Origin of the sequence: Brevibacillus sp. HB2.2 (assembly GCF_013284275.1) — a bacterium.
Taxonomy (GTDB): Bacteria; Bacillota; Bacilli; order Brevibacillales; family Brevibacillaceae; genus Brevibacillus; species Brevibacillus brevis_D.
The window spans coordinates 26,351-37,876 of sequence record NZ_JABSUV010000002.1; the positions used below are offsets into that span (position 1 = coordinate 26,351).

Annotated in this window: 10 protein-coding genes; 9 read left to right on the forward strand and 1 reads right to left on the reverse strand. The window is 48.5% G+C overall.

What is annotated here, in order from left to right; translation table 11 throughout:
- The first annotated feature begins 55 nt into the window (after positions 1 to 55).
- The 4 genes from folD (at position 56) to HP401_RS01405 (ending at position 3,527) form a co-directional block, all read left to right on the forward strand.
- A complete protein-coding gene (folD, locus tag HP401_RS01390) occupies positions 56 to 910 on the forward strand; it encodes a bifunctional methylenetetrahydrofolate dehydrogenase/methenyltetrahydrofolate cyclohydrolase FolD (RefSeq protein WP_142496228.1) in 855 nt (284 codons plus the stop codon).
- Between the two features lie 112 nt (positions 911 to 1,022).
- The gene (gene xseA / locus HP401_RS01395) at positions 1,023 to 2,405 is read left to right on the forward strand and encodes an exodeoxyribonuclease VII large subunit (RefSeq protein WP_173603816.1); all 1,383 of its coding nucleotides are present in this window, start codon (positions 1,023 to 1,025) and stop codon (positions 2,403 to 2,405) included.
- Entirely contained in the window at positions 2,374 to 2,628 is a 255-nt protein-coding gene (xseB, locus tag HP401_RS01400; RefSeq protein ID WP_048032540.1) for an exodeoxyribonuclease VII small subunit, read from the forward strand. The genes xseA and xseB overlap by 32 nt, the downstream gene beginning before the upstream one ends.
- Entirely contained in the window at positions 2,625 to 3,527 is a 903-nt protein-coding gene (locus HP401_RS01405) for a polyprenyl synthetase family protein (protein ID WP_173603817.1), read from the forward strand. The genes xseB and HP401_RS01405 overlap by 4 nt, the downstream gene beginning before the upstream one ends.
- 53 nt (positions 3,528 to 3,580) lie before the next feature.
- Here HP401_RS01405 and HP401_RS01410 read toward each other — a convergent pair whose 3' ends face one another.
- On the reverse strand, positions 3,581 to 5,275 hold the full coding sequence (locus tag HP401_RS01410) for a M3 family oligoendopeptidase (RefSeq protein WP_173603818.1): 1,695 nt from the start codon (positions 5,273 to 5,275) through the stop codon (positions 3,581 to 3,583).
- A gap of 247 nt (positions 5,276 to 5,522) precedes the next feature.
- On the opposite strand from HP401_RS01410, the gene dxs reads away from it, so the two are divergent.
- From dxs to recN, 5 genes are all read left to right on the forward strand, one after another.
- Positions 5,523 to 7,409 carry a 1-deoxy-D-xylulose-5-phosphate synthase gene (gene dxs / locus HP401_RS01415; protein ID WP_016739918.1) on the forward strand — a complete coding sequence of 629 codons (1,887 nt, stop codon included), beginning with the start codon at positions 5,523 to 5,525 and terminating at the stop codon, positions 7,407 to 7,409.
- Positions 7,406 to 8,224, forward strand: coding sequence for a TlyA family RNA methyltransferase (locus tag HP401_RS01420; protein WP_064199894.1), 819 nt, complete (start codon positions 7,406 to 7,408; stop codon positions 8,222 to 8,224). The genes dxs and HP401_RS01420 overlap by 4 nt, the downstream gene beginning before the upstream one ends.
- Before the next feature lie 128 nt (positions 8,225 to 8,352).
- The gene (locus HP401_RS01425) at positions 8,353 to 9,210 is read left to right on the forward strand and encodes an NAD(+)/NADH kinase (RefSeq protein ID WP_173603819.1); all 858 of its coding nucleotides are present in this window, start codon (positions 8,353 to 8,355) and stop codon (positions 9,208 to 9,210) included.
- Between the two features lie 5 nt (positions 9,211 to 9,215).
- Positions 9,216 to 9,665 (forward strand): transcriptional regulator AhrC/ArgR, encoded by a 450-nt coding sequence (ahrC, locus tag HP401_RS01430; RefSeq protein ID WP_012686040.1) that lies wholly within the window; start codon positions 9,216 to 9,218, stop codon positions 9,663 to 9,665.
- 16 nt (positions 9,666 to 9,681) lie between these two features.
- Positions 9,682 to 11,406: a DNA repair protein RecN gene (gene recN / locus HP401_RS01435; RefSeq protein ID WP_173603820.1), complete on the forward strand. Its 1,725-nt coding sequence runs from the start codon at positions 9,682 to 9,684 to the stop codon at positions 11,404 to 11,406.
- Positions 11,407 to 11,526 lie beyond the last annotated feature (120 nt).

The following is an 11,526-nucleotide window of genomic DNA, read 5'->3' on the forward strand; positions in this document are numbered from 1 at the left end:
AGAGAGAAATCGGTACACTTAACGTATCGACGTTGATAAAGGAGGCATTTTCTCCATGGCTGCAACCATTCTCCAGGGAAAAGAAGTCGCACAGAGTATTCGGGCCGAATTGGCGAACGAAGTAGCTGAATTGAAAAAACAAGGGGTCGTCCCGGGTTTGACTGTTGTCATTGTAGGAGACGACCCAGCTTCTCACTCTTATGTACGGGGTAAGGCAAAAGGCTGCGAGGAAGTCGGTATTTCATCCGAGATCATTCGGAAGGACGCTGACATCACAGAGGAAGAGTTGTTGGTTATCATTCAACAGTTGAACGAAAATCCGAACGTTAATGGGATTTTGGTTCAGCTTCCTCTTCCTGCTCATATTTCAGAGCATGCGGTCATTGAAGCCATTGCTCCTGAAAAAGATGTGGACGGTTTCCATCCGATTAGCATAGGCAACATGGTATTGGGAAATGATACGATGCTTCCTTGCACACCGCATGGAATTATTGAATTGATCAAGCGCACAGGCACCCAGATGGCAGGCAAACACGCAGTGGTGATCGGACGTAGCAACATCGTTGGTAAGCCGGTATCATTGCTGCTGCAACAGGAAAATGCTACGGTAACCATGTGTCATTCTCGCACGCAAAATCTCGAGGAATACACCCAAAAGGCGGACATCCTCGTCGTTGCAACTGGTAGGGCTCATATGATTGGCAAGGAGCATGTTAAACCGGGCGCTGTCGTCATTGATGTTGGTGTGAATCGCATTGAAACGGGTAAGCTCGTTGGAGATGTCAAGTTCGACGAGGTCAAAGAAGTGGCTAGCTTTATTACCCCAGTTCCAGGCGGTGTCGGCCCGATGACGATTACGATGCTGCTGAAAAATACTGTTGCGGCGGCGAAAAAGCAAGCAAAACAATAGAAGAAGATCGGCAACTTATTATAGAATGGATAAGGCATAAGCTTTATCCATTCTTTTGCATAGTCCTTGTTGCATGCACGGCAAAGCCAAGTTTTTGTAAAGGAGGGGCCGCATGGCATTACAAGATATTTTATCTGTCAGTGATCTCAATCGTTATATTAAGCTGGTGCTGGAAAAGGAACCCCACCTGCAAGATATATGGGTGAGGGGAGAAATCTCTAATTTTACTCACCATTCCAGCGGTCATATGTATTTCACGCTAAAGGACAAGCAGTCACGTATCAAAGTCGTCATGTTTGCGAGTTATAATCGCTTCCTGCGTTTCTTGCCCAAAGATGGCGCAAAAGCGATTGTGCGTGGGTCTATTTCTGCATACGAACGGGATGGCGCGTATCAGTTTTACGCCAAAGAGATGCAGCCAGACGGTCTTGGCTCGCTTTATTTAGCATTCGAGCAGCTGAAAGAAAAATTGGCGCAAGAAGGGTTGTTTGAAGCAGAGAGAAAGCGGATGCTCCCGCGTTTTCCCAAACGTGTCGGTGTCGTCACTTCTCCGACAGGAGCTGCCATCCGAGATATTTGCACGACGATTCGTAGACGATATCCGCAAGCAGAAATCGTACTTTCACCAGCCGTTGTCCAAGGTGCGGATGCACCTGCATCGATTGTCTCCGCTATTCGGATCATAAACGATCAGCCTGACATTGATGTTCTCATTGTAGGGCGTGGTGGAGGTTCCATCGAAGAACTGTGGGCGTTTAATGATGAAAACGTCGCGAGGGCAATTGCTACTTCACTCATTCCCGTCATCTCCGCTGTAGGACACGAGACGGATGTGACCATCGCCGATTTCGTAGCAGATGTACGGGCAGCTACGCCGACAGCCGCTGCTGAATTGGCTGTACCGCATTATTTGGAATGGGTCGAAAGAGTGCGACAGCTCGAGATACGGATGCATCGAGCAGTACGTGGTACCATGACAGAGCAGAGAAATCGTTTGACACGCTTGGGCAATTCGTATGCAATGCGCCAACCGGAGCGTAGGCTGGAGGAAGCGGCAGAACGATTGGATCGGGCACATTTGCGGATGCGTCAATCCATGAAGCATTTGCTGGACAGAAGACGCGAACGCTATACGCGATTAGATGAACAGATCAAGCGCTATCGCCTCGCTGATCAAATTGGAGAGAAAAGAAAAAATCTGTCTAAGCTCCGCGCCACCTTGGACGAACGGATGCTGGGCCGTCTCAACCAAAAAAGAATGGCATTCGCAGCTCGTATAGCGACGTTAGAAGCACTGAGTCCACTAAAGGTCATGCAACGTGGATTCTCACTCGTATACACCAATGACAGGCTCGTGAAATCAGTGGAACAGTTTGCCCCTGGCGATGAGATCATGGTACGATTAAGTGATGGCAGTGCGACTGCACGTGTGGAAAAAGTGAACCGGGAGGAGGAGAAGCAGAGTGGCTCGCAAAAAAACGGAACAAGAGACTGATATGCAGTTCGAGGACGCGATGAAGCGCCTGGAAGAAGTCGTCAATCGACTTGAAGAAGGAGATATTCCCCTCGAAGAAGCGATTACGCTATATCAGGAAGGAGTAACTCTTTCCAGAATTTGTGGTCAAAAGCTGGACGCAATCGAAGCGAAGATTACCCAGTTGGTGGAAGAAGACGGACAGGTAAAGCAGAAGGCGTTTCGCGTGGAAGGAGAATCATGATCGGCGTGCATACATTCGAGAGTTATTTGGTGGAAAAGACCGCCTATATAGAGCAAAGACTCCAGCCAGCCCTTGAGCAGCAAGGAGTTCCGGAAAACTTGTACGAATCCATGAAGTATTCGCTCATGGCAGGCGGAAAAAGGTTGCGTCCCATGCTGGTGTTGGCGGTCCTCGAAGCATTGGACAAGCCGATTGAACGGGGCGTGGCATTTGCGGTTGCCCTGGAAATGATACATACGTACTCCTTGATTCACGATGACCTCCCTGCGATGGACGACGATGATCTTCGTCGCGGTAAACCGACCAATCACAAAGTATTCGGTGAAGCAACAGCCATTCTCGCAGGAGATGCCTTGCTGACGCGTGCGTTTGCATACATTGCAGAAGCTTACATGGATCGCACCGATGTTTCAGCGGCTACTACCGTGAACCTGATTGCGGAGCTGGGAAAACGTGCAGGAGCAACTGGCATGGTCGGCGGACAGATGGCGGATATCGAAGGGGAGAGCAAGCGCCTTAATCTGGATCAGCTCGAATTTATCCATCGTCACAAAACAGGTGATCTCTTGATCGCAGCCTTGCGCGGGGGAGGCTACCTCGCAGAAGCATCCGAAGGCCAAATGGAAGCATTGACACGCTATGGTGTTTGCATAGGTCTTGCTTTTCAAATTCAGGATGACATCTTGAATGTGGAAGGGGATGCCCAAGAGCTGGGGAAAGCAGTTGGCAGCGATGCGGATCGGGAAAAGGCAACGTACCCATCACTTCTTGGTCTAGCCGAATCGAAGGCGCGTCTTGACGAATTGATTACCGAGGCAAAAGCAGCGCTTGCGGATGCGGGAATCGAGAACTCTGCACTCAGCCCGTTGGCAGACTACGTGCGTGATCGTAATAAATAAGGGAAAGCTGGCAACCCGTACGGGAACTGCCAGCTTTTTTGTACACCTACTGATTACAAGCTTTTATCGTCAATACTATTTAAGAATTGTTCAATCTCGCCAATCACCGATGGAATGCAGTCGTCCTCAAATGGAGAATAGAGCTTCGCCACTTGTACCAGCTCGAGGAACGATTTACTTCCGCCTTCGCGGCAAAGCGTCAAATAATCCTCCCAAGCTTGTTTTGGCTCAGATTGAGATCGTTTCCAAAATTGGAACGCGCAAATCTGGGCCAGTGTGTAGTCGATGTAATAGAAGGGGCTTTGGAAAATATGGGTTTGCTGCTGCCAGAACCCGCCCTCCTCAAGATACGCATTTTGTGCGTAATTGCGATGCGGTAGGTACTTGCGCTCAATTTCACGCCAAGCCTGTTTACGCTCCGCAGGGGTCATATCTGGATTCTCATAGACAACATGTTGGAACTCATCAACAGATACGCCATACGGTATGAACTGGAGTCCGCTGCTCAGATGTGAGAATTTGTATTTGTCGGTATCTTCCTTGAAAAAATGCTCCATCCATGGCCACGTCAAAAACTCCATGCTCATCGAATGTATTTCACACGCCTCAAAGGTTGGGAAATGATATTCAGGCACCTCAAAATCTCGGCTTACATACACCTGAAACGCATGTCCTGCCTCGTGCGTAAGTACGTCGATATCACCGGACGTACCATTAAAGTTAGCGAAAATAAAGGGGAGCCTGTATTGGCTGATGTATTCACAGTAGCCGCCAGTTGCCTTCCCTTTTTTGCTCAATAAATCTAAACAGTCATTGTCCAGCATGAAGTTGTAAAATTCGTCCGTTTCAGGTGACAACTCGGCGTACATCTTTTTCCCGTTTTCCACAATCCATTCCGGCGGGCCTTTCGGGCTTGGATTCCCTGTAGCAAAATCAAAGGAAAGATCGTAATACTCAAGTGTACCGACACCAATGCGTTGTCGCTGACGTTCGACGAGCTTTGATGCTACTGGAACGATGTGCTCAAGCACTTGCTGGCGGAAACTGGCTACCATTTCTGCATTGTAGTCGGTACGATTCAAACGTGCATAAGCTAGCTCCACAAAGCTATTGAAGCCGAGTTTTTTGGCGATGCGTGTGCGTACCTTGACGAGCTGATCGTAGATGCGATCAAATTCGTCCGTATGTTGCCGCATATAATCATACTTCGCTTCATTAGCGCGTTTGCGCATGTCTCTATCTTGCGCAATTGTAAAAGGAATCATCTCTGAAAGGTTTCGCTCTTCTCCTTCAAACATGATTTTGGCAGACGCTTTCAGTGCGACATATTGACTGGCCAAACGGTTTTCTTCCTGCAAATCAGAAATGACTTCCGGCGAAAATGTACGGAGTGTGCTCTCCGCGATGCGAAACAGCTGTGCTCCCCATTTTTGCTCCAATTCTGCGCGGAAGGAAGAATCGACGATCGCCTGATAGTAGCGGGAAACGATGCCGGTATACACAGGAGTGGCTTCATCCCAGTAGTCCTGTTCCGCCTTGTAGAAGGAATCTTCTGTATTGATCGTGTGGCGGATTTGTGCGACATACCGCGCAGATTCCACTTCTTGTCTCAGTTTGTTCAATTGAGCCATGATCGAATCTTGCTCAGAGAAGCTTGAAGCATGTTGAAACGCTTCCAATAATTGCGTGAATTGTCCTTCAACTTTGTTCATATCCATGCGCTCATACTGAATTTGTGAGAACTTCACGGACGTCACCTCTTTTGTTCGGAGTATGTATTCAAAATTATCTTACCAGAAAATACAAGATATCGCCTTCATATTCGTATATGTTGATCAAAAGTGGTGTTTTTATTAAGAAACCGTTATAATGAATCAAGCTGAAAATAAGCGGAATCGGCTATAGCAATAAGGAAAGCCGGGTTTTCTAGTGGCTTGATTGATATGCAGCATGCACAATCGCCGGAGAACGAACAGTGGAAAGTGAGGAATACCAATGCTGCTTACTACTATAAATGATCCTCAAGACTTGAAAAAGTGCACGCAACCGCAGTTACATACATTGGCATCTGAGATCCGTCAGTTTCTAATCGAAACGCTCTCGAAAACAGGAGGACATCTCGCGCCGAATCTGGGAGTTGTCGAGCTGACGCTAGCTCTGCATTACGTTTTTGACAGTCCAAAAGACAAGCTGATTTGGGATGTCGGACATCAAGCCTACGTACATAAGATGCTGACAGGACGCCGGGAGATGTTTCCGACCTTGCGCCAGTACAAAGGTCTGTGCGGGTTCCCTAAAATGGTGGAAAGCCCGCATGACGTCTGGGAAACCGGGCATAGCAGTACTTCGTTGTCTGCTGCAATGGGGATGGCGACTGCTCGGGATTTGAAAAAGGAAAAGAACCATGTCGTAGCTGTGATTGGTGACGGTGCCTTGACAGGTGGTATGGCTTTAGAAGCCTTGAACCACATCGGTCATGAACGCAAGAATGTCATCGTTGTGCTAAATGATAACGAGATGTCTATTGCGCCAAACGTTGGTGCCTTGCACAACTACTTGGGGAAGATTCGCTCGACGGAGAACTATCAGTGGGCGAAGGATGAAGTCGAAGGCTTGTTGAAATCGATACCGGCTGTAGGGGGCAAATTGGCTCACATGGCTGAGCGCTTCAAGGACAGCATGAAGTATCTGCTCGTATCTGGCGTTCTTTTCGAAGAACTCGGCTTTACGTATATTGGTCCGATTGACGGACATAACATGGAGCTGTTGCTCGATACGTTGAAGACGGCCAAGCATACAAAAGGACCTGTATTGATCCATGCCATCACGAAAAAAGGACTGGGCTATGCCCCAGCTGAAGCTGATTCGGTCAAGTGGCATGGTATCGGTACGTATAAAATCGAGTCAGGTGATACACCGAAATCCGCACCAACATATACATCCGTTTTTGCCGATACCATGATGAAGCTTGCGGATGAAGACCATTCCATTGTGGCTGTGACTCCTGCGATGCCAGCGGGTTCAGGCTTGATCCCATTTGGACAGAAGTATCCTGACAGACTGTTTGACGTTGGGATTGCAGAGCAGCACGCATGTACATTTGCGGCAGGATTAGCGACACAAGGTTTGAAGCCGGTCTTTGCGATTTATTCGACTTTCTTGCAAAGAGCCTATGATCAGTTGATCCACGATGTCGCACGACAAAAGCTCCATGTGATTTTCGCCGTTGACCGTGCTGGACTCGTCGGAGCAGACGGGGAGACACACCAAGGGATGTACGATGTGGCATTCATGCGCATCATTCCGAATATGGTCATCATGGCACCGAAGGATGAAAATGAACTGCGTCACATGATGAAGACAGCAGTGGAATATAAAGGCGGTCCGATCTCTTATCGTTATCCGCGATTGCCGACTCGTGGCGTCAAAATGGATGAAGAACTGCAAGTGCTGCCAATCGGAAAAGCGGAGATTGTACGCGAAGGCAAACACGTGGCGATTCTCTCGTTCGGTCACGTATTCGAAATTGCGGAGGCGGCGGTCAATCAGCTTCAAGAAGAGGGAATCAAACCGATGCTGGTCAATGCACGTTTTTGTAAGCCGTTGGACGAAGAGCTTCTATTCCGTCTGGCAAAGGAAGGCTACGATATCATTACGGTTGAAGAAGGCAGTGAAATGGGCGGCTTCGGCAGCGCTGTCATTGAATGCTACAGTCGTGCAGGCTATCACGGCATGAATGTGCAGGTTGTCGCGGTACCAGATTATTTTGTTGAGCATGGAAGTGTGAAGGAACAGCGGCAAGAGGTAGGGCTCACAGCTGATCATATCGCTGCTCGTGTCCGATCCTTGATGCCAATTTCGAAGGGCGTAGTGGAAGCATGAGTGTAAGAAAAGAACGGATTGATATTCTCTTGGTCGAAAGAGGCCATTATGAGACCAGAGAAAAAGCAAAAGCAGCTGTAATGGCAGGTCTTGTGCAGGTAGCTGGCGACCGCTGTGACAAGCCGGGAACCAAATTTGCCGAGGATGTTGCGATTACGGTGAAGGGCGAGGTACACCCGTATGTGAGTCGGGGTGGCCTCAAGCTGGAAAAAGCATTACGTGTCTTTGAAATCGACATGAAGGATCGTGTCATGATGGACATCGGGGCGTCCACTGGCGGATTTACGGACTGTGCGCTACAAAACGGTGCACGGCTTGTATACGCCATTGATGTCGGGTACGGACAACTCGCGTGGAGCTTGCGACAGGATGAACGAGTGGTCGTCATGGAACGGACGAATTTCCGTCATATGGACCCGGATGCGTTTGAACATGAACGGCCAAACGCCGCATCGATTGACGTATCGTTTATTTCGTTGCGATTGATCTTGCCAGTGCTGTACCGTTTTCTGACGGATGGCGGTGACGTCGTCGCGCTGATCAAGCCTCAATTTGAAGCTGGCAAGGATAGAGTCGGAAAGAATGGAATCGTTCGTGATCCAGACGTACACGAAAGCGTACTGACTGACATCGGCCAATTTGCCAGTGGATTGGGTTTCGCGCTAAAGGGCTTGGATTACTCTCCCATTACAGGGGGAGAAGGAAACATTGAATTTGTTATGCATGTCCAAAAAAGTGAAGGCGGCATGGATTCGGAAGCTTGGCTGCAATGCGTAACAGAGGTAGTTGCGTCTGCTCATGCGAATTTGAAATAGGATAAAAAACCAAAGCCTCGGGAGTTTTGTCACAATCGAGGCTTTTTATTTATGCATGTGAAGTTGTATACTTGTATATGAGGTTGTTCAAGAAGGATTTCCAACCAACCAGTTTTGGGGTGGACCACGTGAAGAAAATTGGAATCATAGCGAACAAAGGAAAACCCGAAGCACGTATCGTTGCACGGGAACTGCTGTATTTACTGGAGGACAGAGGGGCGCAAGTATTCCTGGATGATCATATCGCATCAGATGTAGGGCATCCAGAACTGGGCACATCTGTAGAAGAGATGGGGAACCAAGCGGATTTGGTTTGTGTATTGGGAGGCGATGGCACGCTACTCAGAATTGCTCGCCAGCTTGCCGGTCACTCTATCCCGATCTTTGGAATCAATTTAGGCACGTTAGGCTTTTTGTCGGAAGCGGAGCCGGAGCATCTGCCACAGGCTGTCGACAATCTCCTTTCAGGAAAGTACGACATTGAAAAGAGAGCGATGCTGGAAGCCTGTTTGGTGCGAAAAGGAATCACACTGGGGACATACACGGCCATGAATGATATAGGGATTGCCAAAGGGTCATTTTGCCGGATCATTCAATGTGCAGTCTTTTTGGATGATGAGTACGTCGCGACGTTCAGTGGAGATGGTGTCATTGTCTCCACACCAACGGGATCAACGGCATACTCACTTTCTGCAGGCGGTCCGATAGTGGCTCCCAATGTGGACATGCTATTACTGACACCAGTGGCTCCTCATTCCTTGACGGCTCGACCAATGGTATTGTCAGGCAATCAAACGATCCGGGTCGAAGTGGATGCCATTCATCAGGAGATGGGACTGTCCATTGACGGTCAGTTTGGCTATCGACTCGAGGGCGGCGATCAGATTTACATTAAAAAGTCACCGTGTGTTACCCCGCTGATTAAGTGGAAAAAAGGTGGCTTTTTCGAAGCGATACGAACGAAATTACAAGGGGAATGGGAGTAATCCATATGAACAAAGGGCAACGACATATTCGTATTCGGGATATCATCAGTAATCAAGAGGTGGAAACACAGGATGATCTGGTGGACCGCTTGCGGACTGCTGGCTTTAACGTGACGCAAGCGACTGTATCCCGAGACATCAAGGAACTACATTTGGTAAAAGTGCCGCTCCCTGATGGACGATATAAGTATTCAATGCCTGCTGAACAAAAATTCAATCCACTGCAAAAGCTGAAACGCATGCTTGTGGATTCCTTTATTAGCATTGACCAGGCCGATCATTTTATTGTACTGAAGACACTTTCGGGACATGCGAATGCGGTAGCTGAACTGATTGACAACCTTCCCTGGGAAGAAATCATGGGGACAATCAGTGGCGACAACACTATCCTGATTATTTGCCGTTCCAAAGAAAATACCAATGAAGTGACAAAACGCTTAATGGAAATGTTGTAGAAGGTGGTCGCTCGCGATGCTAGTGGAACTCTCGATCCGAAATTTTGCCATCATCAAATCAGTGACGGTCTCATTCCAAAAAGGCTTAAACATCCTGACAGGGGAGACTGGTGCCGGTAAATCCATCATTATCGATGCGCTAGGACTGTTGTTAGGGGGCCGGGCTTCGGCTGATTTTGTCCGATATGGTGAGCCTCGTGCAGAAGTGGAAGGACTGTTTGAATTGCCGCCTGGTCACCCTGGACTTGACGTTTGTAAGAATGTCGGCATCCAGATTGAGCAAGACGGAATGCTCGTGGTACGCCGAGATATCTCGAACCAAGGGAAGAGTATCATTCGAATCAATGGACAACTCGTGACTCTCGCAATGCTGCGTGAGTTAGGGCCATGGCTAGTTACGGTACATGGACAACACGATACGCATATGCTGATGCAGTCAGACAAGCATATCAATTGGCTTGACGCGTATGGGGAAAGTGCGTTGGGAGCTGCGAAACAAGAGTACAGTACCCTGTATACGGCGTACCGCAAAACAAAGCAAGATCTGGAGCGAATGGCACGCAATGATCGGGAGCTGGTACAGCGTATCGATCTGTTGCAATATCAGCTCGATGAAATTGAATCGGCAACCCTTACACCTGGTGAAGACGAGAAGCTCATGCAGCAGCGGAAAAAGTGGATGAACATTGAAAAAGTTTATTCAACGATTCAAGATGCATACCGCGCATTGCATGGTGACCAGAAGGGCATGGATTGGTTGGGACATGCGATGGGGGAGCTCGAGCGTGGTGTGAACTACGAAGAACAGCTCGTTCCGATTTTGGAGATAGTCCAATCGGCATACTATCAGATAGAAGATGTGGTGCATAACCTTCGTCAATTATCGTACCAAATGGATTTTGAACCGGAGCAGCTGGCAGAAGTAGAGCGTCGCCTTGATCAAATCCAGTCGCTAAAACGCAAGTATGGCAAAAGCGTAGACGATATTTTGGAGTACGCGGCCACGATTCAGGATGAATTGGATGACATGCATCACTACGAAGATCGCCTCCAGCAGGTGGAAAAGCAATTGCAGGAGTTCGCAGCCGATTTGGCAGTGGAGGCATTGGAGTTGTCGGTTATTCGTTCCGAATGTGCAGGAAAGCTCGCACAAGAAATCGAGCAGCAGCTAAAAGAACTGCACATGGAGCGTGCTCGTTTTGCCATCGACGTCAGACAGACACCGGATGATGACGGGGTAGAAATCGACGGGATCAAGCGCTTTGTAGATGCAAATGGAATGGATCAGATTGAGTTTTTAATCTCACCTAACCCGGGAGAACCATTGCGTCCCTTGGCGAAGATTGCTTCTGGTGGGGAGTTGTCTCGCGTCATGCTGGCCATTAAAACGATTTTGGCAGGCACGGATCAAGTGGAGACCCTTATTTTTGATGAAGTCGACACGGGTGTAAGCGGAAGAGCAGCTCAAGCGATAGCAGAAAAGCTCGCACGAGTCGCTGGGCAGCGACAGGTCCTGTGCATTACTCACTTGCCACAAGTCGCATCCATGGCAGACGCTCATTTTCTGATTAAAAAGGAAATGAGCGAGAATGAAACAGAGACGCGGGTCAATCGTTTGTCTGATGATGAACGGGTATCAGAGCTGGCTCGTATGCTAAGCGGGGCAGAGGTCACAGCAAAAACAGAAGAACATGCGCGCGAGATGATCCTCCTCGGCCGTGAACGAAAGACCGTCAGATAATTTGGTTGGCGGTCTTTTTTTATTGGAGGAAGAACAACGATGGTCTCGTCAAGGGGGTGTGAAGGCTGGTTTTCTAATGTTTTGAGTGGGTTATTTTCCTGACATAATCCGCTTGGCTGG

Coding starts and splice junctions, on each gene's coding strand:
- folD (WP_142496228.1), top strand. CDS start 56: ATGGCTGCAACCATTCTCCAGGGAAAAGAAGTCGCACAGAGTATTCGG.
- xseA (WP_173603816.1), top strand. CDS start 1,023: ATGGCATTACAAGATATTTTATCTGTCAGTGATCTCAATCGTTATATT.
- HP401_RS01405 (WP_173603817.1), top strand. CDS start 2,625: ATGATCGGCGTGCATACATTCGAGAGTTATTTGGTGGAAAAGACCGCC.
- dxs (WP_016739918.1), top strand. CDS start 5,523: ATGCTGCTTACTACTATAAATGATCCTCAAGACTTGAAAAAGTGCACG.
- HP401_RS01420 (WP_064199894.1), top strand. CDS start 7,406: ATGAGTGTAAGAAAAGAACGGATTGATATTCTCTTGGTCGAAAGAGGC.
- ahrC (WP_012686040.1), top strand. CDS start 9,216: ATGAACAAAGGGCAACGACATATTCGTATTCGGGATATCATCAGTAAT.
- recN (WP_173603820.1), top strand. CDS start 9,682: ATGCTAGTGGAACTCTCGATCCGAAATTTTGCCATCATCAAATCAGTG.